The organism is Mycobacterium sp. H4Y (genome assembly GCF_000364405.1).
Lineage (GTDB): Bacteria > Actinomycetota > Actinomycetes > Mycobacteriales > Mycobacteriaceae > Mycobacterium > Mycobacterium intracellulare.
Window position 1 is genome coordinate 1,958,126 of record NZ_AKIG01000001.1, and the last position, 23,220, is coordinate 1,981,345.

The 23,220-nt window shown below is 68.1% G+C and carries 18 protein-coding genes and 2 pseudogenes; 11 read left to right on the forward strand and 9 right to left on the reverse strand.

Going from position 1 to position 23,220, the window contains the following annotated elements; genetic code table 11:
• Nucleotides 1-135: 135 nt before the first annotated feature.
• Entirely contained in the window at nt 136-330 is a 195-nt protein-coding gene (locus tag W7U_RS08800; RefSeq protein WP_008257052.1) for a ferredoxin, read from the reverse strand.
• A 215-nt stretch (nt 331-545) separates the two neighbouring features.
• On the opposite strand from W7U_RS08800, the gene W7U_RS08805 reads away from it, so the two are divergent.
• Nucleotides 546-1,709, forward strand: coding sequence for a cytochrome P450 (locus tag W7U_RS08805; RefSeq protein WP_008257053.1), 1,164 nt, complete (start codon nt 546-548; stop codon nt 1,707-1,709).
• 59 nt (nt 1,710-1,768) lie between these two features.
• Here the strand turns inward: W7U_RS08805 and W7U_RS08810 are convergent, their stop codons facing one another.
• On the reverse strand, nt 1,769-5,932 hold the full coding sequence (locus W7U_RS08810) for a type VII secretion protein EccC (RefSeq protein ID WP_008257055.1): 4,164 nt from the start codon (nt 5,930-5,932) through the stop codon (nt 1,769-1,771).
• Nucleotides 5,929-7,446: a type VII secretion protein EccB gene (eccB, locus tag W7U_RS08815; protein ID WP_008257057.1), complete on the reverse strand. Its 1,518-nt coding sequence runs from the start codon at nt 7,444-7,446 to the stop codon at nt 5,929-5,931. Before eccB ends, W7U_RS08810 begins: the two co-directional genes overlap by 4 nt.
• Before the next feature lie 414 nt (nt 7,447-7,860).
• Here eccB and malQ point away from each other — a divergent pair, with 414 nt between their 5' ends.
• The 5 genes from malQ to W7U_RS08840 all read left to right on the forward strand — a co-directional run bounded on the left by malQ (nt 7,861) and on the right by W7U_RS08840 (nt 13,853).
• Entirely contained in the window at nt 7,861-10,044 is a 2,184-nt protein-coding gene (malQ, locus tag W7U_RS08820) for a 4-alpha-glucanotransferase (protein WP_008257058.1), read from the forward strand.
• Between the two features lie 35 nt (nt 10,045-10,079).
• The gene (locus W7U_RS08825; RefSeq protein WP_036428903.1) at nt 10,080-10,961 is read left to right on the forward strand and encodes an LLM class F420-dependent oxidoreductase; all 882 of its coding nucleotides are present in this window, start codon (nt 10,080-10,082) and stop codon (nt 10,959-10,961) included.
• A gap of 4 nt (nt 10,962-10,965) precedes the next feature.
• Entirely contained in the window at nt 10,966-11,436 is a 471-nt protein-coding gene (locus tag W7U_RS08830; protein WP_008257062.1) for a nuclear transport factor 2 family protein, read from the forward strand.
• A gap of 266 nt (nt 11,437-11,702) precedes the next feature.
• The gene (locus tag W7U_RS08835; protein ID WP_008257065.1) at nt 11,703-13,478 is read left to right on the forward strand and encodes a molybdopterin-dependent oxidoreductase; all 1,776 of its coding nucleotides are present in this window, start codon (nt 11,703-11,705) and stop codon (nt 13,476-13,478) included.
• A gap of 93 nt (nt 13,479-13,571) precedes the next feature.
• Nucleotides 13,572-13,853, forward strand: a complete 282-nt coding sequence (locus tag W7U_RS08840; RefSeq protein WP_008257067.1) for a LapA family protein — start codon at nt 13,572-13,574, stop codon at nt 13,851-13,853.
• Between the two features lie 4 nt (nt 13,854-13,857).
• Here the strand turns inward: W7U_RS08840 and W7U_RS08845 are convergent, their stop codons facing one another.
• Both W7U_RS08845 and W7U_RS08850 read right to left on the reverse strand, forming a co-directional pair.
• Nucleotides 13,858-14,286, reverse strand: a complete 429-nt coding sequence (locus W7U_RS08845; RefSeq protein ID WP_014382645.1) for an SRPBCC family protein — start codon at nt 14,284-14,286, stop codon at nt 13,858-13,860.
• A 105-nt stretch (nt 14,287-14,391) separates the two neighbouring features.
• The gene (locus W7U_RS08850; protein WP_008257070.1) at nt 14,392-14,949 is read right to left on the reverse strand and encodes a hypothetical protein; all 558 of its coding nucleotides are present in this window, start codon (nt 14,947-14,949) and stop codon (nt 14,392-14,394) included.
• A 227-nt stretch (nt 14,950-15,176) separates the two neighbouring features.
• Between W7U_RS08850 and W7U_RS08855 the strand changes: the two genes are divergently transcribed.
• Nucleotides 15,177-16,865, forward strand: coding sequence for a DUF4407 domain-containing protein (locus W7U_RS08855; protein WP_008257072.1), 1,689 nt, complete (start codon nt 15,177-15,179; stop codon nt 16,863-16,865).
• 23 nt (nt 16,866-16,888) lie between these two features.
• Here the strand turns inward: W7U_RS08855 and W7U_RS08860 are convergent, their stop codons facing one another.
• From W7U_RS08860 to W7U_RS08875, 4 genes are all read right to left on the reverse strand, one after another.
• Nucleotides 16,889-17,713 carry an SAM-dependent methyltransferase gene (locus W7U_RS08860; protein ID WP_008257074.1) on the reverse strand — a complete coding sequence of 275 codons (825 nt, stop codon included), beginning with the start codon at nt 17,711-17,713 and terminating at the stop codon, nt 16,889-16,891.
• 7 nt (nt 17,714-17,720) lie between these two features.
• The gene (locus W7U_RS08865; protein ID WP_008257078.1) at nt 17,721-18,572 is read right to left on the reverse strand and encodes a helix-turn-helix domain-containing protein; all 852 of its coding nucleotides are present in this window, start codon (nt 18,570-18,572) and stop codon (nt 17,721-17,723) included.
• A gap of 335 nt (nt 18,573-18,907) precedes the next feature.
• On the reverse strand, nt 18,908-19,195 hold the full coding sequence (locus tag W7U_RS08870) for an ANTAR domain-containing protein (protein WP_008257079.1): 288 nt from the start codon (nt 19,193-19,195) through the stop codon (nt 18,908-18,910).
• A 269-nt stretch (nt 19,196-19,464) separates the two neighbouring features.
• Nucleotides 19,465-20,688 carry a CoA transferase gene (locus tag W7U_RS08875; protein ID WP_009952449.1) on the reverse strand — a complete coding sequence of 408 codons (1,224 nt, stop codon included), beginning with the start codon at nt 20,686-20,688 and terminating at the stop codon, nt 19,465-19,467.
• Nucleotides 20,689-20,973: 285 nt separating this feature from the next.
• Here W7U_RS08875 and W7U_RS08880 point away from each other — a divergent pair, with 285 nt between their 5' ends.
• From W7U_RS08880 to W7U_RS08895, 4 genes and pseudogenes are all read left to right on the forward strand, one after another.
• Nucleotides 20,974-21,837 (forward strand): mycofactocin-coupled SDR family oxidoreductase, encoded by an 864-nt coding sequence (locus W7U_RS08880; protein WP_008257083.1) that lies wholly within the window; start codon nt 20,974-20,976, stop codon nt 21,835-21,837.
• Nucleotides 21,837-22,331, forward strand: a pseudogene (locus W7U_RS25425) (thiamine pyrophosphate-dependent enzyme); the annotation flags it as partial. The gene W7U_RS08880 and the pseudogene W7U_RS25425, both read left to right, overlap by 1 nt.
• 1 nt (nt 22,332) lies before the next feature.
• Nucleotides 22,333-22,977: pseudogene (locus W7U_RS08890) on the forward strand (transketolase C-terminal domain-containing protein); the annotation flags it as partial.
• Entirely contained in the window at nt 22,970-23,206 is a 237-nt protein-coding gene (locus W7U_RS08895) for a biotin/lipoyl-containing protein (RefSeq protein WP_008257090.1), read from the forward strand. The pseudogene W7U_RS08890 and the gene W7U_RS08895, both read left to right, overlap by 8 nt.
• Nucleotides 23,207-23,220 lie beyond the last annotated feature (14 nt).

Here is a 23,220-nt window from a genome sequence, read left to right on the forward strand (position 1 = left end):
GCAAAGGGCGCTGTTTATTAATGGCCAACCACTGTTCATTCCCGGTCGGCGGCAGTTCATATAGGGCAACGGTTTGTTCATTCACCGTTTGCTTGCCACCGCGCCGGACCGCCTCAGCGCAGCCTCGGTGCGGGCTCAGTCCTCGTCGAGAATCAGCGCCATCTCGGGGCAGGAAGCGACGCCATCGCGAGTCACTTGCTCGTCTTCGGGCCGGACATCGTGCTCCTGAAGAATCGAATAGCCGGACTCGTCGATGGGAAAAAGGTCAGGGTCGACGGCGTAACACTGAGCGTGGCCCACGCATTTCGACTGATCCAGACGGACCCTCACGAAGTTCCTCCCTAGGCGGCCCGATACGGCACTTACGGTCCGATACCCAGGTTAGTCGGTCGGTAAAGTATCGGAGATGTTCGCTATCGAGGCCGAGTGCCGGATTACTCGGGTGGGGTCAGGTCTGCGGATCCGTGTTCCTTTGCCGCCCATGCAATATCGATGCGCCCGCAGACGTTGACGCCGGCAATGATTAACGTGCGAGACCGAAGCGCATGAGCGACGCTCAATACGGCGCGTTCCATTTACCCCGGCTGGAATTCGCCAAACTGCCGATGAGCGTTGATCGCGGGCTGGGGTGGAAGACACTGCGCGACGCGGGGCCGGTGGTCTTCATGAACGGCCACTACTACCTCACCCGCCGCGACGACGTGCTGGCCGCGCTGCGCAACACCAAAGTCTTCTCCTCGACGGTGCTGCAGCCGCCCGGCAACCCGCTGCCGGTGCTGCCGCTGGCTTTTGACCCGCCGCAGCACACCCGCTACCGCAAGATTCTCCAGCCGTATTTCAGCCCGCACGCGCTGAGCAAATCCCGTCCCGCCCTACAGCGCCACGCCCGCGACATGATTGCGGCGCTGGCCGGCCGGGGCGAGTGCGAGGTGATGGCGGATCTCGCGAGGCTGTACCCGTTTCAGGTGTTCCTGGACCTCTACGGTCTGCCCCTCGAGGATCGCGATCGCCTGATCGAGTGGAAAGATTCCGTCATCTCCGACAAGCCTTTTCTCACCCAGGCCGATATGGCGAAGGGCCAGCAGCTGCTGCAATACCTGGTCGACGCCATCGCCCAGCGCCGGCAAAACCCGGGTTCGGACATGTTGTCGCAGGTGATGACCGGTGACGGTGATTTCAGTGACATCGAGCTGCTCGGCATGAGTCACCTGCTGATCCTCGCAGGCCTGGACACGGTGACCGCGGCGATCGGATTTTCGCTCTTCGAGCTGGCGCGCCGGCCGCAGCTGCGCGCGCAGCTTCGCGACAACCCCAAGCAGATCAGGGTTTTCATCGAAGAGATCGTCCGGCTGGAACCGTCGGCGCCGGTGGCGCCGCGGATCACCACCGAGTTCGTCGAAGTCGGCGGCATGACGTTGCCACCGGGCACCTCGGTTCGGCTCTGCATGGCGGCCGTCAACCGTGATGACAGCGACTCGATGTCCACCAACGAGCTCAACATGGACGGAAAGGTGCACCGGCACTGGGGGTTTGGCGGCGGTCCGCACCGCTGCCTGGGCTCGCACCTGGCGCGCATCGAGCTGACGGTGATCGTGGCGGAGTGGCTCACCCAGATTCCGGATTTCGAGCTGCCCGCGGACTACTCCCCCGTAATCAACTACCCCTCACACAGTTTCGCGCTCAAGGAGCTGCCGCTGCGCTGGGGCTGAATCCCGGGTGCATCCGGGTACGGGCCCCGGCGCAGCGGCCATCGGTCCCTGCGACCGTATTACTTGCGTATCTCCGTCGCGGCGACCTGAACGAACACGCCGGTGTCCTCGGCCATCAGCAGGCCACGGCCGCGGGGCAGCGGACCGCCCTTCATCTTGCCGCGGATGAATCCCTCGTCGGGGTCGGCGTCCATCACCAGCAGGGGCGCGTTCGCCTGGGCCAGCGCCCGCAACATCGGGTCGCTGCCCGCCGACGACCAACCACCGAACGTCCGGGTGACGATCACGTGCAGGCCGACGTCGGCGGCCCGGGTCACCCACGGTGCGGCCTTGTGCAGCGGCGAATCGAAACCGGCTGGCAGCTGCTGGATGTCGTCGACGATCAAGAAGATCTCCGGTCCGCTCCACCACGACCGCGACAGCAACTCTTCGGCGGACAGACCCGGCGGTGGCTCGCGGCCGGCCAGGACCGCGGCCAGTTCGCCCATCATCGCCTGCACGCCGTCGAGGTTGTAGGCGAACTTCTCCACGTAGTCCGAACCCAGCGTGGTCAGCAGCTGACGCCGCGGGTCCACCAGCCACACCTGCGCCGAGGGTTGCCCCGCCGGCGGCTGCGGGGCGCTGGTGGCTCCCGGCGCGTACAGCCGCCCGATCTCGGACATGATGGTGGCCAGCGTCGTGGTGCGCCCACATTCGCGGCGGCCGGTGACCATCAGGTGCGCGTTCTCGGCGAAGTTGAGGTAGACCGGCGACAGGTCCAATTCCGAGATGGCCCAGGCGATTCCGCCCGCACCGACGCCCTGGCGGGTGTCCTGGGCGGCAATCTCGCGAAGCTGATCGATGCCGAACGTCGCCGGCAACCGGCGCACCGGCGGGGCCTGGCCGCTCGCGACCCGGCTGACGGCTTCGACGATGCTGTCGGACTCGAACCGGTTGTCCGGCGTGCTCGCCAGCGCGGGCCGGGCCACGAGCGTGTGCAGACCGGACTGCGGGTCGGCGTCGAGGCGGACGTAGTTGACCGCGACCATGCCGCGACCCGGCTTGACCGGAACATCCTTGGCGAACCGGGACCGCACCAGCTTGGCGTCTTCGACGGCGGCCAGCCGCAACTCGACCCGGGAGCCGAAGCCGCTGCGCACCGGCGGCCGCAGCTCGGATTCGCGATCGGCGGTGACCACCACGTGCACCCCGAACGAGGGGCCCTGGTTGATGATCACGTTCACCTGCTCGATCAGCACCTCGTTCTCTTCGGCCAGCGCCCGGTAGTTGTCCACCACCAGGTAGACGTCGCCGAACCCGTCATTGGGGACCGGCCCGGGCTCGCCGCCGAACCTCCGCCGCCGGAACACCTCCATCGAGGCGATCCCGTACTCGAGGAAGGTGCGCTTGCGCTCCCGCACCAAGGCGAGCAGCTCGGCCACCGTGCGGCGCACGCCGTACGGGTCGGTCGGACCGGCCACCTCGCCGACGTGGGGCAGCCCGGCGACCGTGGTCAGGGCGGTGCTGCTGTAGGCCAAGCAGTAGAACTGGATCTGCTCGGGCGTGTGGGTCAGCGCCGCCGCGCAGATCAGGGTCTGCAGCGCGGTGGTTTTGCCCGAGCCGCCGGCCCCCAGGATCAGGACGTTGGCACCGGGACCGGACGTGTCGACGGTCCACGGCGGCTGGTCGTGCTTGAACGGGCGGTCGATGATCCCGATCGGGAAGACCAGATCCTGCGCGGTGCCGTAATCCTGCTGCCACGGGCGGCCGAGGAACCGGTTCACCAGCTCGTCGATGGCGACGGGCTGGTTCAGCGGCGGCTGCCACAGCCGGTAGGGCTGGAAGTCGATCTTGCGCAGCTGATCGATGATGACCGTACCGACCTTCGGCGTCCGGATCCCTTCGACGTCGTCGTCCGGTCCCTCGATTTCCGGCAGGTCGCCGTCGGTGGGGATGGTCGGGGTGTTGACCTCGGGCCCGCCGACGCTCACCTCCAGCGGGGTGAACGAGTTGGTGAACAGCTGCGGGCGGACGTAGTCGATGCTGTGCACCAACGCCGGCGCCTCGTCCCCGTCGTCGGTGAGGCCGCGCGGAAAGTAGTCCCGCCAGAGGAATTCGGCCTGGAACCGGACGATGTCCTCCAAGCTGCGGCGGAAGTACCCCAGGCCGGCCTGGGCGGGCAGGTTGACCGCGTTCGGCACGCCGGCCGCCTGCGCCGCGCCGGCGGTACGCGCCTTGAGCACCAGCCGGTAACCCATGTTCTCCATGAGCTTTTCGGCGCGGCTCTCGATGGTCTGCGACGCCATCATCAGGTGGATCCAGTAGGCGCGGCCCTGACGGCCGATCGAGTCGAGGACGTCGACCGCCGTCGGCATGATGCGGAACCATTCGTAGAACTCGTCGATGACGACCACGAGCATCGGCAGCGGCGCCATGTCCTGGCCACGCGCCCGCATCCGGCTGCGCACGGAGTTGTATTCCTTGGCGTCGTCGACACCCGCGCTGTCGCAGATCGCCTTACGACGCGCGATCTCCCCCCACAGTGCGTCGAGGAAGCGCTCCATCAACGCCTGGTCCTCTTCCAGGTCGGTGATGATCCGGGACACGTGCGGCACCCCGGCGAACGGCTTGACCGCCGACCCACCCTTGAGGTCGGCCAGCACGAACTGCAGCTCCTCCGGCGGGTGGCTGAGCATCAGCGATTCGATCACCGTCCGCACCAGGGTCGACTTCCCAGAACCCGTCGTCCCGGACATGACGCCGTGTGGGCCGTCGCCGCCTTCGTCGAGCGACTTCATGTCCAGGAACAACAGCTCGCCGTTGTCGGAACGCACACCGAACGGGGCCCGCAACCGCGACCGGCCCATCGAGTCGTTGCGGCTGCCCCACAACGCCTCGAAGTCGATGTGGCCGGGATCGTCAATTCCGTAGTAGGACATGATGTCTCGGGCGCCGATGTGCGCCACCCGCTGGCCGATCTCCTCGTACGCCTCGGCGAGCCGCCAGCGCGCCAGCTTCTGCGCGAACTCCTCCGCCTCGGCGACGCTGATGTGGTCGGTGAGGGCGAAGAACCACGGCTTCTCGTCGATCACCATCCAGGTGTCGCGGTCGCGGGGCAGCGCGTCGATCACACCCATCTTGTCGAACCGCAGGGTCCGCTCCGGCACGGCGCTCCACATCGGCGAGCCGGTGAGATCGAAGAACGTCACCCCGTCGACGCCCTCGCCGCTGATCACGTACTCCCATTGGGGGTCAACGGCGTCGGCGATGATCACCGTGTGCGGCGTCGGGGTCTGGGCGGCCGAGCTGGCGTGGCGGGGGGTGAAAGACCCACGGCCGGCGAACAATTCGGCCTGCTCGGCGGCGAACTCGCGCACCGAGCTGTACACCATCCGCGCGTTGCCCGCCGCGTCCTGGCGGCGCGGATCACCGAAGTGGGGCAGCCATTTCACCCAGTCCCATTCGTCCACATCCGAACTGACCACGATCATCCGTACATGGTCGGGGCCGTGGGAGAACGCCAGCTGGCAGATGATCGCCCGCATCAAACCCAGGACCTGCTCGCGGTCCCCGGCCAGCGAGTACCAGGGTTCGACCAGCACCGAGATCATCTTGGGCAGGTTGTAGACCACGCTCTGATAGCGCCCGAACTCCTGAAGCGCCTTACCGGTCACCGGCTCGAGCTCGATGTCGGTCGGCATGTTCTGGGGCTCACCCCAGGTCACCTCGGGACGTGTCATGCCGACGCCGACACGGACCACGCCGAAGTTGAGGTCCTTGCCGTCGGGCTTGCGTTCCCACATGCGCGAGGATCCGACCGCGGCGGCCAGTGTGGTGGGCGCGGGGTGGAACCACCGGTAGTTGGCGTCCATGCTGTCGGCCGACTCGTGGGCGGTCTCGCGCAGCATGTCGAGCATCAACATGAACTGGGCCCGCATCGAGTCCAGCTTCGGCCGGCTCATCTGCTGCTGGCCGCCGAACCGGCCGCCGAACATCATCATCGCGACGCCGCCGATCATGAAGATCGGGAAGATGGCGCCCGCGCCACCGAACACGTGCGAGCCGCTGGCGAACGTCATGCCGACCATGCCGATCAGCAGGCCGACCACCAGCACACCGACCACCACCAGCCACCAGGGCTTGCCCTCCGGCGGCGGAATGCTCAGCGGGGTCGGAAGGACGATGTTCTCCGGCTTGATGACCGGGGGCTTCTCCGGTGTCGGCCGGGCAAATCCACGTTTCACTTCGGTACCGTCAACTCTCCTGGGGACATATCCATCGGCAGCGTGTCGTGCTGCACCAGCGCATCCGAGCGCGACAACGTCGGCCCCTGCGGCAGCAGCCGCAGCGCCACCCACGGCGCCAGGGCCGGTTTCGTCTTCAGGCCCAACGCTTCTCGGACTTCACGGGTGTCGTCGACCCCGAACCGGGCGCCCGCGTCCGTGAGCCACCACAGCGATTCGGTGGTCTTGGCACCGGGATCGTTTCCGGTGACGGCGACGAAGTTCGCGTAGTCGGGCCCGAAGAACACCTGGTCGGCTTCGCGGCCGGTGGTGTCCGCCTTGACCAGCGACACCACCCGGTTGACGTCCTTTTGCTCGACCGGGATGGTCGCGCCGGAGATGACCTGCACGCGGGCCCGGTTTTCACCGGAGGTCTTCTGCCACCACCAGCAGGTCGCCGGGTTCTCGCGGATGTCCATCACGTTCAGGGGCGCATCCGGGTAGGACGACAGGTCCAGCTTGTTGACCACCGGCATCTTCGCCAACGCGGACGGTTCCACCGTCACGGGTTTGGTGTTGCCCGGTCCGGCGTTCTGCAGGATCTGGGCCACCAACGGCGGCAGCGTCTGCACACCGTCGGCCAACACCAGCGAATACTGTTGCGGCCCACTGATTTGCGGGGTGACGATCACCGTTCCGATCGGTCCGGGCGCCCCCGGGAACGACGCGCCGGCGCCCGCGTTCTGAATCTGGGGCACCGTCAGTTCCGGACCCACCGGCAACGCGTCGTAGAGGGCGCGGCTCATCGGCTTGGCCATGCTGACCTGCTCGGGGGTCAGGCCCAGCGGCAGCAGCACCGACCGGTTCGCGGCGTCGATGCGCGAGCGGCGTCCGTCGCGGATCACCCAGGCGTCGCCGCCGTAGTTCAGCACCACCGCGTCCGTCCCGGTCAGCACCCGCCGGTGGTGGCTCAGATCGGGATTGCCGTCGATGACCGTGACCGTCACGCCGGACGGGGCGCCCGCGCCGGTCGAGTTCGCCACGGTGTCGCAGACCAACCACGACGAGGCGCCCGGGCTGGTGGGGTGGAAACTCGACGGCGCACCGGGGATGCCCACCATCGGGCCGCGCGGCAGGCTGGCGATCTGGCTCGACCGAACCAGGTGCGGATTGTCCGGGCGGCCGGTGATCAGCCGCGCCGACGCCAGGTTCAGCGCGGGATACAGCCGGTCCCCCACCCGGACGTACAGGGCGCCCGAGTCGCGGTCGGCGATGATCGGCGACTCGTTGATCTGGCCGGCCGGGCTGATGAAGGAATAGAGCAGCGCGCCCAGGCAGATCACCAGCGCGGCCGAAATCGATGCCACCACGGCGAGGTTCTGCCGCCGACCGGGCTCGACCTCCATGCGCACGCGCCACCGAGTCAGCGCTATCGCGGTCCGGCGGGCAAGGAACTGATAGCCGGTGACCTGGGTCCGCGTCGACAGCCCAAGGCCGTACCCCGACCCGCGCTGCCCGCGACTCTCTTCCGCCACTAATTCACCATCCGGGTTGCTCGAACGCCTGGATTCGGCCCCTGTGAACCGATCCAGCGCGAATTACATGACAACGGTAAGGCACCTGCACGGACCTCGCCATGCGGCGCCGTAGCGCATTCACTTCTGCCTCTGCTCATCGCGCCCGGATCCGGCCCGTTCACCGCGCCGGCGCCCCGCGCGGACGGCCCCGACCGGCGCCGTTGAGCTGGCAGTTTCTGTTCCCCCAAGATCAGCCACCGAATCCCCTCACGGCATCGTAGTGGCCCATCGCGCCGGCGTCCTGTCGAGCGCGCGGGGCGGGTCACCGACGGGCGGGGCAGATGAACGGAAGGCGGCCGTCCAGCAAAGAAAACGCCAACTCGCGTCGGGTCCGGGTCGCCGGTCGGCGAATCCTGGCAGCAAGATGGCCCTATGACCGAACTCGCACCGTCGCTGATCGAACTCGCCCGGAGGTACGGCATCGCGACGGAGTACGAGGACTGGAGCGGCAGGCGGGTGCGGGTGTCGGAGGCGACGCTCAAGGCCGTGCTGGCCGCGCTCGGCGTCGCGGCCGGCGACGAACAGGAACGCAACCTCGCGCTCACCGCCAAGCTGCGGTCGCACTGGGCGCGGCGGCTGCCGGCGACCATCGTCGGCCGCACCGGTGAGCAGATCCGGTTTTGGGCCCACGTCACCCATGGTGCTCCCGCCGAGGTGTGGTTGGCGCTCGAGGACGGCACGGTGCGCGGCGACGTCGCGCAGGTCGACAACTTCACCCCGCCGTTCGACCTGGACGGACGCTGGGTCGGCGAGGCCAGCTTCCTGCTGCCCACCGACCTGCCGCTGGGGTATCACCGGGTGCACCTGCGGTCCGGGGACTCCGAGACCAGCACCGCGCTGATCGTGACGCCGGATTGGCTCGGGCTGCCGGAGCGGCTCGGCAACCGTCGCGCCTGGGGCCTGGCCGTTCAGCTCTACAGCGTGCGGTCCCGGCGGTCCTGGGGCGTCGGGGATCTCACCGATCTGACCGACCTCGCGGTGTGGTCGGCGTCGCGCCACGGCGCCGATTACCTTCTGGTCAATCCGCTGCATGCGGCGGCGCCTGCGGGTCCGAAGGGCCGGATGGAGCCGTCGCCGTACCTGCCGACGTCGCGGCGCTTCGTCAATCCGATTTATCTTCGCGTCGAGGCGATCCCCGAATTCGCCGACCTGGGCAAGCGCAGCCGGGTCCGCCGGCTGCGCGCGGACGTCCAGGAGCGCGCCGGCCGCGTCGACACCATCGACCGCGACAGCTCGTGGGCGGCCAAACGGGCCGCCCTCAAGCTGCTGCACGAGGAACCGCGGTCGGCGGGCCGGGAGCTGTCGTACGCGGCGTTCCGCGACCGGGAGGGCCGCGCGCTCGACGACTTCGCGACCTGGTGCGCGCTGGCCGAACAATACGGCGATGACTGGCATTGTTGGCCCGAAGCGCTGCAACATCCCGACGCGTCCGGGGTCGCAGACTTTGTCGAAAAACATTCCGACACCGTCGATTTCCACCGCTGGTTGCAATGGCAAATCGACGAGCAGCTCGCCGCGGCCCAGTCCCAGGCGATCCGGGCCGGAATGTCGTTGGGCATCATGGGAGACCTGGCCGTCGGCGTGCACCCCAACGGCGCCGACACCTGGGCGCTGCAGGATGTGATGGCGCTGGGCGTGACCGCCGGGGCGCCACCGGACGAGTTCAATCAGCTCGGTCAGGACTGGTCGCAGCCGCCGTGGCGGCCGGACCGACTGGACGAGCACGAGTACCGGCCGTTTCGCGCGTTGATCCGCGCGGTGCTGCGGCACGCCGGCGGGGTGCGCATCGACCACATCATCGGGTTGTTCCGGCTCTGGTGGATCCCGCGGGGTGCATCACCCACCGAGGGCACCTACGTCCGCTACGACCACGAAGCCATGATCGGCATCGTCGCCCTGGAGGCACACCGGGCCGGCGCGGTGGTGGTGGGCGAGGACCTCGGCACGGTCGAGCCGTGGGTGCGTGACTACCTGTTGTTGCGGGGGCTGCTGGGCACGTCGATCCTCTGGTTCGAGCTGGACCGCGACGGGAACGGCGGACCACTGCCGGCGGAGCGCTGGCGGGAGTACTGCCTGTCCTCGGTCACCACCCACGACCTGCCGCCGACGGCCGGCTACCTGGCGGGCGACCATGTGCGGCTGCGTGACTCGCTGGGATTGCTGACCCGGCCCGTCGCCGAGGAGCTCGAGTCCGACCGTGCCGAGTTGGCGGCGTGGCTGGCCGAGTTGCGCCGGGTGGGGCTGCTCGATGAAGGCGAAGACGACCCGCAGCAGGTCGTCCTGGCGCTGTACAAGTACCTGGGCCGGACGCCGTCGCGGCTGCTGGGGCTGGCGCTCACCGACGCCGTCGGTGACCGTCGCACCCAGAACCAGCCCGGCACCACGGACGAATACCCCAACTGGCGGGTCCCGCTGACCGGCCCGGACGGGCGCGACGTGCTGCTCGAAGACGTGTTCACCGACCCCCGGGCCGCCACGCTGGCCGAGGCCGTGCGCGCCGCGATCGCCCCGGCCGCCTCGGAAAGCTCGGAGAGCGTTCAAAGCGCGGCCCGCTGACCGCGCGACCGGTCGGCTTGTTAGCTTCACCAACCATGAAGGTCTCAGTGGTGGCCCCGGTCGCCGACGGTGTCACCGCGGACCCCGAGTGGATGGTGGCCTTCGCGCGCCACCTCGAAGCCTGCGGATTCGAATCGATCGTCGCCGTCGAGCACACGGTCCTGCTCACGCGCTACGACAGCGTCTATCCCTACGACCGTTCCGGGCGGGTCGGGCTGGCCCCCGACTGCCCCATCCCGGACCCGCTGGATCTGCTGGCCTTTCTGGCCGGCCACACCACCAGCCTCGGGCTGGCCACCGGGGTGCTGGTGCTGCCCAACCACCACCCGGTGGTGCTCGCCAAGCGGGTCGCCACCGTCGACGCCCTCTCCGGTGGAAGGCTGCGGCTGTGTGTGGGTGTGGGCTGGCTCAAAGAGGAGCTGCAGGCGTGCGGCGCGGACTTCGACAATCGGGGCAGGCGGGCCGACGAGCAGCTGGCGGTGCTGCGCGCGCTGTGGGCCGACCGACCCCAGGGGGCGTCCTTCCACGGTGAATTCTTCAGCTTCGACAATGTGATGAGCTATCCCAAACCCGTTGCCGGGGAACGGTTTCCGGTGCACATCGGCGGCCACAGCCGAGCGGCCGCACGCCGTGCGGGGCGCTTCGGCGACGGCTTCCAGCCCCTTGGCGTCACCGGTCCGGCGCTGGCGTCGCTGATCGGGCTCATGCGCGAGGAGGCATCGGCGGCAGGCCGCGACCCCGCGGCACTGGAGGTGTCGCTGGGCCACAGTGTCACCAAGATCGACGCCGAGCGCGCGGCGGGCCTGGTCGACCAGGGCGCCGACCGGCTGGTGCTGTCCATGCCGCCGACCGCCGACCTCGAGGCGGCCAAGGACGCCCTGTCGGCGTGCGCGCAGCGGCTGTCGCTGGTTTCGTGAACCGATGACGCTTTCCGCCGACGAGCGAATGGCGCTCAGCGATGTGGTTCACCGGTACGCCGCCCACGTCGATGACCGTGAATTCGGCGCCGTCGCAGAGCTTTTCACCACCGAGGCCGAGTTGGTCGTGCCCTCGCCACCGGCCGATCTGTTGCCGACACATGCGCATCGCGGCCGCGCCGCCATCGCGAGGGCCGTCGGGGCCGTGGCCGCGGTCGCGCGCACCGAGCACGCGATCGTCGGCGAGGTGTACGAGGCGGCCGGGCGGCGGGGGGCCGCGCGCGGGCGCGTCGCGTGCGTCGCCCACCACTGGAACCCGCGGGGCGACGAGGTGGTGGATGTGGTGTGGCACCTGCGCTACGACGACGCATACGAGCTGACGGCCGCCGGCTGGCGGATCGCCCGCCGCGCGCTGACGATCAACGCCCTCGAGACGCGCCCGGTGCGCCGGCTGTTACCGCGCGACACCGCCTAGCCTCGTCTGCTAGGAGGTTGGGAGAGAATTCACAGCAATCGCCAAGGAGCCGTGTTTGCGGAAAGAATTGAGCGTTCCGTAGGCAGTTGCGGCAACCGGCGTTCGAGCCGGAGCGGATTCCGCCCCCTGGCAACTGTTGCCGACGATCACACGACGGGACACGACGCGCCACGGACGGATTTTTTCCAATCAAACTTGGATTTATCCAGGTGTTTTGGTGTATTTTCAACCCCGTGACGCATGCCGAAAGCAAACGTATTGACCCGGTGGGGAACGGCTCAGTCTCGACGTTGGCGGTAGGCACGCCGCTGACATCCGATCCTGGTTATCGGCACGAGATCCATACCGCCCACGACACCATCGATGTCGAGGAGTACGGCGGCGGGTTCGATCTGACCAGGCGGGCGACCGCCCCGAAGTTGCGCGTCGGCCGTGACCGGTGGTTCAACCTTCTGTGGTTGATCCCGATCGGCTTTGGACTGCTGATCGCGTCGGTGGCGATCGGCAAGGGCCTGCACAACATGCCGGCCATTCAGTCGTTCATCGCGCGCTACCCCGGGACCGATCCGCACAGCGGTGCCCCCGACGGGCTGCCCGCGTGGATCGGTTGGACGCACTTTTTCAACCTGTTCATGATGATGTTCATCATCAGGACGGGGATTCAGATTCTATGTGACCATCCCCGGCTCTATTTCAGCCGCAACGCCACCCCGGGCAAGGACGAGTGGCTGCGGGTCGGCCCGCCGGTGCCGGACGACGAGCTGTGGACCGCCAACGCCGACACCGTCGCCCTGCCGCCGCAATTCGGCCTGCCCGGATTCCGGCACTCCATCGGGCTGGCGCGATGGTGGCATCTCGGCGTCGACGTGTTGTGGCTCCTCAACGGGGCGGTCTTCTACGTGTTGCTGTTCACCACCGGGCAGTGGCGCCACATTGTGCCGACCAGCTGGGACGTCTTTCCCAATGCCGCGTCGGTCGCGATTCAGTACATGTCGCTGGACTGGCCGACCGACAACGGCTGGGTCGCCTACAACGGCCTGCAGCTGCTGTCGTACTTCACCACCGTCTTCATCGCCGCGCCAGCCGCGTTGATCACCGGCCTGGGGATGTCGCCGGCGCTGTCGCAGCGCGTGCACTGGCTGAGCAAGCGCCTGAGCATTCAGCACGCGCGGTCGCTGCATTTCCTGGTGCTGGTGTACTTCCTGTTCTTCATCCTGGTGCACGTGACGATGGTGTTGACCACCGAGGCACTGCGGAACCTCAACCACATGTTCGCCTCCCGCGACGACAACAGCTGGATGGGTTTCTGGATCTTCGCCGCGGCCATGGTGCTGACGGCCGTCGCGTGGGTGTGGGCCACCCCGTTCACCATCAAGCACCCGCGGGTCGTTCAGCGGGTCGGGTACGCCCTGGTCGGGCCGTTCCAGCGGGCGCTCGAACGGCTGGACCCCAAGCCGGGCGCCTTCACCGAAAAGGACATCTCGCCGCACCACTGGCGCAACGGCCGCCTCCCCGAGACCGTCGAATACAAAGAGCTCGAGCGCGACGACTTCAAGAACTGGCGGCTGAAGGTCTACGGCTTGGTCGAGCACCCGATGGAGTTCTCGCTCGAGGACTTGATGGCGTTGCCCTACCACGAGCAGATCAGCCAGCACTTCTGCATCCAGGCGTGGTCGGGCGTCGCCAAATGGGGTGGCGTGCAAATGAAGACGATCATGGACATCGTCAAGCCGCTGCCCGAGGCGAAGTGGGCGGTGTTCTATTCGATGGGTCTGGGCGCCACGGGGGGCATCTACTACAACGCCCATCACATCGGTCAGATGGACCACCACATGACGATGCTGGCCTACAACATGAACGACCAGCAGCTGCCGTACATGCACGGCAGGCCGCTGCGGCTGCGCAACGAGCTGCAGCACGGATTCAAATTGGTGAAGTGGATCAAGGGAATCGAATTCGTCGCCGACTACCGCGACATCGGAAGCGGCTATGGCGGCTACAGCGAGGACCACAAGTACTTCGGGCGGCACCAGACCCTGTAGCGGCCGTCGACTCCGCCAAGTCGTTTGTCCAGCCGGTGTTTTGGGTAGCTCCACTGCATCGGCCGGACGGAAGCGACAGCAGAGGAGACGCCCATGAGGCACAGCCCTGTCGATGATGATCGGACCGTTGCCCGCCGCGGCGACGACTCGATGCATGATGCGGCGCAGACGCCAGGATTGGTCGTGGTCTGTGCGGCCGCGCTGGCGTTCGTGGTGTGCGTGGCGAACTTTGCCCTGGGACAGGCTCACGCGGGCGTCGTCGCGGCGATCGTCGCGATGCTCGCGTTCGGGGCGGGCCTGGCGTGGCTTGCGATGGACCGCAGGCGGATTCGCCAGGCGCAGCGCGAATGGGTGATCGGTCACCCGGGCCGATAGGCCCCTACCGCAACGACGCGAGGTTGTTCACGGACTTTTGCACGTCCGATCGCAGCACCCTGGCGACCAGTCCCCCGATCGGCCCGCTGAGCAGGCCGCCTTTGAGGTCGGCGGTGAGGTGAAAGGTCGATCCCGGGTCGTTCGCCGACACGGTCATCTCCACATTGAGCCGGATTCCACCACGGCCGCGGCCTTGCAGCTCAATCGATTTCGGCTCGTCGTACCGGGTGACGGTCCAATGGATGACGTTGCGGAAACCCTTGACCTTCACGCACGACGAGACACAGGTGCCTTCCTCGATCGTGTCGGGAACGGGGCTTCGCCACCCGGCGAAGATCGTCATCCACTCGTCGAACCGGTCCAGGTCCGACGCCAGCTTCCAGGCCGCTTCCGGCTCCACCTTCGAGGACACCGAAACATCTACTCGAGCCAAGGCGTTCCTCCGCTCCTCCCCGATCCCAAGCGCCGCCACCACGTGGTCAAACGCACAACCGTGGGTGGGTACCCCAACACCGCCGGCGCTATTCGTGGGGCAGCCTCAGGGCCACGCCTGTTCGAGTTGCGCAGCGACGTCGATGATCTGTGCCGCCTGCGACGCCGGCGCGTCGATCTCGGCCGCGACGTACTGCGCGATGAATCGCCGGATCTCGCCGTCCACCCCCGCCAGGATCCGCAGCACCTCGCCGCGGATGGAATTCGACGAGACGTTGACGGTGATGTCGGAAGGCCTCGGCTTGGCGACGTCGACGATCAGCAGCAGCGGTTCGGCCGCGCGCGCGGTCGCTCGCAGGGCGATGTCACCCGAGACCACGAAGCGCTGCTTGTCGAGCCACAGGTCCACGAGCAGGTCGATCGACAGCGGTATGTGGATGACGAAGGTGATGCTGTCGCCCAGCCGGCGGGTGACGCGGGGCTCCTGGATGGAGACATTCGCACTGACTTTGGCGATCTTGCCCGGTCCCTGCGCGATCGGCTCCATGGCGAACTCGCTGCCGGCGATGTCGGCGAACGCGGCGGCGACACGCTCGGGGGTGACGGCGACCTCGAAGAACCTGCGACCGAATTCCTCGTAGGTGACAAAATCGTGATTCGACATAGGCTTATACCGTCTCACGTCACCTGCCCGAACGACCGCTGATCCGCTCGCGTCGCAGGAATTACGCGCCCGTTCCCGTCCCGTCGCACCGGGCCCGCCCGGCCGACGCCCGGCTGGTGATCTGCGTCCATCCCGCCGGCCTGTGAGGCCCGCCACACGTGGCGGCTTCGATTCGATGCGTCGGCCCCGGGCCTGGGAGGCTTGATCGCGGAGGTGTTTTCAGTCTCATGCCCCAGGAAGTAATCGACCGCCGCCCGGGCCTGGCCAGGGTCGCGGAAGCGCTCATCTGGCTCGGCGGCGGACATGGCCGCGAGGCCGGCGAACGCCACGAGCGGTCCGCCCACGCGGTGGCCGGCGCCGTCGTGATGCTGGGAGCCGCGCTGGCCTGGCTGGTCGCGGCGCTGGCAGTGGGCGGGTCGGCCCGCGCGACGAGCGTTGCCGTCGTGCCGCTGACGGTCGCCTTCGGCCTGCTGGCCGGCGCGGTAACCCGCGGCACCGTGCCGGGCCCCCACCGGAGCCGCCCGGGCCTCGTGGGACGCGCCGCGATGGCGGCCGCGGTCGGCGTCATCGTCGGCGAACTAGCCACGTTGGTGATCCTGTCCGGTTCGATCGACCAGCGTGTCGACGAACGCGCTGCGCGCGCCGCGGAATCGGCGCCCGCGGTCGCGCAGGCATCGGCATCGCTACAGCGCACCGAGGAGGCGCGCGCCGCGCTCGAGCGCGCCGTCACGCAGGCCCGCGATCGGCAGGACAGGGCCCTGGTCGTCGCCCGCTGTGAATATCACCCCACTCCCGGTTGCCCGCAGACCCGGATCACCGGCGTTCCGGGACCCGGACCCGAAACCCGCACTGGCAACGAGCTTCTCAACGACGCCCAGCATGAACTCGACGCCGCGCTGTCCGCGCGGGACAGCCGCGCGCCGGCGTTGGATGCCACGATCTCGCGACAGGAGCAAGACCTGCAGGATGCGCGGCGCGGCGTCATCGCCGACGCCGGCCGGGGCCTGGGCGCACGGTGGGTCGCGATGAATGACCTCGCGTGGAACACCGCGGGGGCCCAAGCCCTGCGTGTGCTGACCGTCGGGGCGTGCGTGCTGCTGTACCTGGCGCCACTGATCCTGGGGTTGTGGCGCGGGCAGACAACTTATGATCGCCACGCCGCCGCGCGCGCGGAGCGCGACCGCGCCGAACTCGACGCGGAGACCGCCATCGCGATCAAGCGGGCCGAGGTCCGCCGCGACGCCGAGATCATGTGGGCCGAGCACCAATTGACCCAGGCCCGGCTCGCCATCGAGGCGCAGACCGAGATCGACCGCGAGCATCAGCGTCGCCGTGTCCTGCAGGCCCTCGAGAGCCCGGTGCACGCGCCGTCGCGGCGGGCCGTCGAACCGGTCGAGGACGGCGGGTATCTGCCGATCGCCGCCGAAGCGGAGGCGGCCAGCCGGGCGATCGCCCAGCGGCCCGCGCCGGAGGCGGGCGACGAGATCGCGCGCCCCGATGAGCGAAACGCGCCGTTGATCCCGTCGCTCCCCGAGGCGACCAGGGCGGCCGCCCGCTGGATCAGGCCGCTGGTACCGCCGTTCGTGGCGCGGGTGATCGACACCACGACCCAGCCGCTACGCACCGCGCGCCACGTGTTCGAAGGGGTGCTCGAAGAGACCGAAGAGATCACGTTCGCGCTCAAGCGAACCCGCACGGTGACCGTCAACTCCGAGGCGTCGAGCGCCGAACTGCCCGCGGGCGAAGGTGGTGCCGAAACGCCGTCTGACCGGGCGGAATTCGTCACCTCATCGCGCTACACACCCGGCGAGGGTCGCCTGCCGGCCGCCGGACACGCACCGGAGTTGGCGACGCGCGGAGCGCCGCGGGATTTGGGTATGTCGGAAGGCCCGCGCCAACTGCCGCCGCCGAAATAGCCTGGCGCTATTGCGGACCGAAGCTAGGCCTTGACCGCTTCGACGAAGTAGCCGCGCGGTATTCCGGGCACGTCGAGCGGGACCACCGGGTGGTCCCAGCGATTCCACTTCGTTCCAGGCTCGGCGACATCGGTGACGTGGGCTGTCCAGCCGTGCCGCTCGACGAGGGACGCCGGTGCGTCAGTACCGAACGTCCATGGCGCACCGAGGCGCCGCATGAATTCCAGGGTGGGCTGCAGGAATTCGGCTTCCAGCAACGTCGCCCCGACCAGGTCATAGAGCACCCGCGAACCCGGCGCGGACAACGCGTCAATTCTGGCGAACAAGGCGTCGACATCCGATGCATCGAGGTACTGCAGCAGACCCTCGACTAGCCACACCGCCGGTGCGGACGACGAAAACCCCTGGGAACGCAGCGCCTTCGGCCAATCGTCGGTCAGATCGATGCCCACCGCAACCCGCTGGCACCGGGGTTGCTCGCCGGCGAGCCGTTCGTCCTTGATGGCGGTCACCCGGGGCTGGTCGACTTCGTAAACGGTGGTGCCCGGCTGCCACGGCAGACGGTATGCGCGGGCGTCCATGCCTGCGGCGAGGATCACGACCTGCGAAATGCCGTCCGATTGAGCCCGCAGCAGGCGCTCATCCCAGAAGCGCGTCCGGATGGCGATCTGCGGTGACGTCGCGCCCGTCTTCGCCACGGCTTGGGCAAGCAATTCGCGCCCCTCGTCGCCGGCGAGCCGTTCTGCGAACGGATCGGTGAACAGTCGGTCCCGGCGCGCGGATTCCTCGGCGCGCATCGCGGCAACCAACAGGCCCGTGTGGGCGACGGCTAATCTGGTGTCTTCCATGTCGCAATCATGAGCACACACGAACGAATGGTCTTGGATATTTGTGCCGCCCGAGCGGGACGTGGCTGGGCAACAGGATGCGCTGCCGCCGGTAGCAGGTCGGCGTCGTCCCGCTGAAAGCCCGGAATTCCCGCACGAAATGGGACTGGTCGAAATACCCTAGGTCGGCGGCGATGCGGGCGCCGGGCGTGCCGTCACCAAGGCGCTTCAGCGCGGCTTGGAAGCGCCGGGCACGGGCAAATTCCTTTGGGGGCAAGCCAACTTCGTCGCGGAACAGGGCGATGAGCCGCTTGGTGGACAGTCCGGTCATGCGGCGGACGTCAGCCAGTCGAATCGAGGGATCGGCCTCGACCGCAGCCATCGCGGCGGCGACGCCGGGATGGCGATGCACCGACGAGCGCGCCTGCGCGAGCATGAACTGCTCCAGCAGACGAAACCTGGCCGGGACGGACGGTGCCTCGATCAGGCGCTCGTGCAAGTCGCGTCCTTGCCGTCCCCAGATCTCACCGACGCCCACGGGTCCATCCGCCAGGTCGCCCAACGGTATGCCCAGAAACGGAAATGCGCCCCCGGGCCGGAAATGGATGGCCACGACGGGCTCGTCGGCAGCGATGTCCGAGACGTAGGGCGTGTTCTGTGATCCCGTGATGAAGGCAGGCAGAACGCTCATCTTGGTGGTGCCGTCGGCGGCATAGAGGTCCAGTTGCTGGCGGTGGCCGACGTCGAAGACGATCGTCACCGCGCCGCGCGGCAGCGCCCGGCTTCGGTAGGTGGCCCCGCGATGGAGCCAATGCCCGAAGAATTCGATATGGTCCGCCAGCTTAGAGCGCGGGCGGTACAGCCGGGGCCCCGAGCCCATCAGCGGACCCGGTTCACATCGCGTTGGACACCGGCCACAGATGACATTCTCGCACTTCGCTCGACGCCCACATCTTTTGGATTCGGTGTGCGCCCGTCAGCGGAACAGGCTTATGCCGTAGTCGGTTTCAAACATCGGTCGACGGGCCGCCCGATTTTTCCGCCAGCGCCTGCTGCCGCGCCCGCGAGCCGGCCAATAGAGCTCGAGCCCGAAGGCGCGACCCGCAGAACGGTCGGGTGCTTCATCGAAAGAGTTATCGAAGGAGTTGTCGAGAGAGTTGGAGACGGCCGGGTTACCCCTCGAAAGCTCGGCCGTCCCAACGTCTTGGTGCCCGCTCAACAGGGCACTGCGGCGGACTCGAACAACCGACCCCATTCGTGCCGCGCCGCGGACTGGGCGTCGGCGAAACTGGGTGTCTGTTGACCGTCGCCGGCCAGGTGCACCAGCGCCCATGCCATCGCGAACACCGGAACCTTGTGCCGCAATGCCGCACTGTGCAATTCGTCCAGGGCGGCCTCCGAGGGGCACCGGCGCAGGCCGATGAGGATGCCCCGCGCGGTGTCGAGGATGCGACCGGAGTGCGGGCCGCACGAAGTCTGGGCGGGAACCCAGTTCGATGTCATGCTGTGGATACCTCCTGCGGCGCCGTCAATGAATCCGCCACTCACGTACCGGACGAGGAATTCGTGTGTGCTACGCATCGTCGCGGCCGCATATCTCAAAAGCGCCCTGTGTCATGATTTGTCCATGGCCTACGTTCTGCCAGACCGCGGGAGACATTGATATCCGCCCGTGACCCTTTCGGAATCGGCTGCTAACCACGGAATCCGCGACGCGTGGTATCGAAACGGGTTGCGAATACCGCGATTAGGTCGCTCCCCCGCCCGCGCCCTTAGAGAATCGCCCCGAGCTCCTTGGCCTTGGCGATGTCGTCCCAATCGACGTCGAGCTCCAGCAGGATCTCCTCCGTGTGCTGGCCGTGTTCGGGTGCACGCGCGGGCGCCGGCGGGGTTTCGTCGAATTGCACCGGGGCGGCGACGATCCGGTACTTCTCGCCGTGGTCGTCCACGTTGGTCACCACGTATCCGTTGGGCTCGACCTGCGGGTCGTTGAGGGTCTCCCGCGGCGTCGCCAGGGCGCCCCACACGCCGGGTTCGTCCGCAAGCACACGTTGCCAGTGCGCGAGGTCGTGGCGGGCGAACGCATCCGCGAAGAGTTCGGTCGCCGCGGCCGCGTTGGCGATCAGGTTGCTCGACGGGACGAAGCGCTCGTCGTCGGCCAGCTCGGCCAGGCCCATGCGCCGGCAGAAGCCCACCCAAAACTTGTCCGGCTGCAGGAATACCAGTTGGATCCACCTGCCGTCCTTGGTCTTGTAGCGGTTGACGAGCGGGTTGATGGCCAGCCCCGGCGGGGCGCCCGGAATCCCGTCGATGTCGAAGAAGTCGGCGGCCGAAATGGACGGCGCTATCGACCACATCGCCTGGGCCAGCAGCGAGGAGTCGACGATCGTCGGCTCGCCGGTGCGTTCGCGGTGGAACAGGGCGGCGCAGACACCGCCGGCCAGTGTCGCCCCACCCTGCAGGTCACCGAAACCCGGCCCCTGAACCGCCGGGGTCTCGGTGCCGAACGGTGTGAGCGTGTACGCGACCCCGCCCCGCGCGAGGTACGTCGCGGCGTCGAACCCGCCCCTGTCCCGGTCCGGTCCCCGCACGCCCAGCCCGGTGCCGCGCGCGATGATGATCTTCGGGTTGAACGAGCGGATGTCGTCGACGGTCAGGCGGGCCCGCTCGAGCGCGCCCGGAAGCCAATTGGTCAAGAAGACGTCCGCGCTGGCCAGCAGCCGGCCGAACAGCTCACGGCCGGTCGCCGATTTGATGTCGATCCCGATGCTGCGCTTCCCGCGGTTGCCCAACTCGAGGATGAAGTCGGCGTCGGGGCGGGCGGCTTGCCGGGTGAAACCTCCGACGACCAGCGCGCGGCCCGGGTCGCCCGAGGTGACACCCTCCACCTTGATGACGTCGGCGCCCCAGTCCGACAGGGCCGCACCGGCCGACGGCACGTACGTCCACGACGCCAATTCCACCACCCGCACGCCGCGCAGTACCCCGTCGGACATCGCCAATCCCCTCGCTCGCCGCCATTCCTTGCTATTTTAGATATTCTAGCTAGTCTTGGGCGTAGTGATAGCCCATCCGCAGGTCAGCGCAGTTTTTCCGGGAAGAGATGCGATGGAGCCGGCCGAAGGTCTCGTTTCGCCAACCGCCGCGGTGATCGCGCGCCCCGCCACCGCCCAGACGGGTGACCGGCCCCCTCATCCTCGCCCGGGCCCGCTGCCGTTACACCGAATACCGTTGGGCCCCAATGTGAATCGCGACGTAGCCGGACGGACGAAGGGCGGCCGATGGGCAGAGTAGCGGGCAAGGTGGCCGTCATCAGCGGCGCCGCACGCGGCCAGGGCCGCTCGCACGCGCGGATGCTGGCCGCCGAGGGCGCGGACATCATCGCGGTGGATTTGTGTGCCGACATCGAAACCAACGAATACCCCCTGGCCCGTCCGGATGACCTCGACGAGACGGCGCGGCTGGTCGAAAAGGAAGGGCAACGCGCGTACACGGCGGTCGCGGACGTTCGCGACCGCGTGGCCTTGTCCGCCGCCATCGATGCCGGCGTCGCCGAGTTCGGGCATCTGGACGTCGTGGTCGCCAACGCGGGCATCTGCCCCCTGACCGCGGGTCTGCCGCCGCAAGCCTTCGCCGACGCGGTGGACGTGGATCTCATCGGCGTGCTGAACCTGGTGCACGCGAGCCTCAAACACCTGCGCTCCGGCGCGTCGATCATCGTCATCGGCTCCAACGCGGCGTTCATGTCATCGATGAATACCAGCGGGATCGACGGTGGCCCCGGCGGGGCCGGGTACGCCTTCGCGAAACTGGCTGCCGCACACTACGTCAACGACTTCGCGTTGGCGCTCGCCCGGTTTTCCATCCGGATGAACGCTGTGCATCCGACGAACGTCAACACCGACATGCTGCACAGCCCACCGATGTATCGCGCCTTCCGGCCCGATCTGGCGGAGCCGACTCGCGAGGATGCCGAGCCGGTGTTCCCGCTCGTGCAGGCGATGCCGGTCCCCTACGTCGAGCCCGAAGACATCAGCGAGGCGGTGCTGTTCCTCGCCTCGGACGCGGCGCGCTACATCACCGGACAGCAGTTGCGCGTCGACGCCGGGGGCTTCCTCAAGGTCAAACCCTGGTCGGGAGCGTGATGACCACCGAACACGATGCACCGCAATCGGTCTCGCAGGGCGTCGAGCGTCGCCTGTACGAATTGATGGTGCTGATGAAGGCGGCCGACGATCGATTGTCCAAGGGCATCGGCACCGGCGAGTTCATGTGCGTGTACTGGCCCTCGCGGGGCCAGGAGGCGATCGCCGCAGCGATGGGCGTGGCGCTGCGGCCCGACGACCAGCTGGTGACGACCTACCGCGGCCTGCACGACCTGATCGGCAAGGGCGTCCAGCTCGAGGAGATCTACGGCGAGATGATGGGCCGCACGGTGGGCGCCGGCCGGGGCAAGGGCGGCACCATGCACATCGCCAATCCCGCCAAGGGCGTGATGCTTTCGACGGGCATCGTCGGCGCCGGGCCACCCGTGGCCGTCGGGCTGGCGATGGCCGCCAAACGCAAGGGCATCGACCGCGTCACGGTGGTCAGCTTCGGCGACGGCGCCACGAACACCGGCTCGTTTCACGAGGCCGCCAAAGGTATATGCCGGATTGGCCACGGGCGCAACGCATTCGCAGAGCCTCGAGGCGTGGTTCATGCACATCCCCGGGATGAAGGTGATCGTGCCCTCCACCCCACGCGACGGCAAGGGGCTGCTGACCGCGGCGATCTTCGACCCCGATCCGTGCCTGTTCGTCGAAACGATTCGGTTGCAGAGCAAGAAGGGCCCCGTCCCCACCGAGCCCGGGTTCTCCATCCCGCTCGGGCAGGCCGACATCAAGCGGCCGGGCACCGACGTCAGCGTGATCGCCTACGGTCGCTGCGTGCACGACGCGCTGAGCGCCGCGCACACGCTGGGCGAGCGGGGTGTCAGCGCCGAGGTGATCGACCTGCGCACCCTGGTGCCGCTCGACGTCGACACCATCGTGGGGTCCGTGCGCCGCACGCGCCGAGCCGTGATCGTCCATGACGCCGTGCAATTCGCGGGCCCCGGGGCGGAGATCGCCGCGATCCTGCACGCACAGCTCTTCGGCGAGCTCGCCGCGCCGGTCGAGCGGGTCGCCGCGCGATTCGTCCCCAACCCGGCCGCGGCGGCGCTCGAGGCCCAGGTGTATCCGTCGCCGGCGCGGATCGTCGAAGCGGCCCTGCGCACCTGCGAGAGGGCGAAGGCGCATGGCTGACTTCATCATTCGCATCCCCCGGGTCTCGGTGGCGGTCTCGGAGGCCGAACTGACCGGGCTGCTCGTCGGCGCCGGCGAACACGTCGAGGCGGGCACGCCGATCTACGTCATCGCCACCGAGAAGGTCGAGCAGGAGATCGAAGCGGGGGCGACGGGGACCGTGCGGTGGACGGGCCAGGTCGGGACCACCTACGACATCGGCGCCGAAATCGGCGTCATCTCGTCATAACGAAGAAAGGTATC

Bases quoted from the DNA above. Each gene is read 5' to 3' on its own strand.
- W7U_RS08865 (WP_008257078.1), bottom strand. From the start codon at position 18,572: ATGGGCTCGGGGCCCCGGCTGTACCGCCCGCGCTCTAAGCTGGCGGAC.
- W7U_RS08895 (WP_008257090.1), top strand. From the start codon at position 22,970: ATGGCTGACTTCATCATTCGCATCCCCCGGGTCTCGGTGGCGGTCTCG.
- W7U_RS08830 (WP_008257062.1), top strand. From the start codon at position 10,966: ATGACGCTTTCCGCCGACGAGCGAATGGCGCTCAGCGATGTGGTTCAC.
- W7U_RS08855 (WP_008257072.1), top strand. From the start codon at position 15,177: ATGCCCCAGGAAGTAATCGACCGCCGCCCGGGCCTGGCCAGGGTCGCG.
- W7U_RS08825 (WP_036428903.1), top strand. From the start codon at position 10,080: ATGAAGGTCTCAGTGGTGGCCCCGGTCGCCGACGGTGTCACCGCGGAC.
- W7U_RS08875 (WP_009952449.1), bottom strand. From the start codon at position 20,688: ATGTCCGACGGGGTACTGCGCGGCGTGCGGGTGGTGGAATTGGCGTCG.
- W7U_RS08860 (WP_008257074.1), bottom strand. From the start codon at position 17,713: ATGGAAGACACCAGATTAGCCGTCGCCCACACGGGCCTGTTGGTTGCC.
- W7U_RS08850 (WP_008257070.1), bottom strand. From the start codon at position 14,949: ATGTCGAATCACGATTTTGTCACCTACGAGGAATTCGGTCGCAGGTTC.
- malQ (WP_008257058.1), top strand. From the start codon at position 7,861: ATGACCGAACTCGCACCGTCGCTGATCGAACTCGCCCGGAGGTACGGC.
- W7U_RS08805 (WP_008257053.1), top strand. From the start codon at position 546: ATGAGCGACGCTCAATACGGCGCGTTCCATTTACCCCGGCTGGAATTC.
- W7U_RS08870 (WP_008257079.1), bottom strand. From the start codon at position 19,195: ATGACATCGAACTGGGTTCCCGCCCAGACTTCGTGCGGCCCGCACTCC.
- W7U_RS08840 (WP_008257067.1), top strand. From the start codon at position 13,572: ATGAGGCACAGCCCTGTCGATGATGATCGGACCGTTGCCCGCCGCGGC.
- W7U_RS08880 (WP_008257083.1), top strand. From the start codon at position 20,974: ATGGGCAGAGTAGCGGGCAAGGTGGCCGTCATCAGCGGCGCCGCACGC.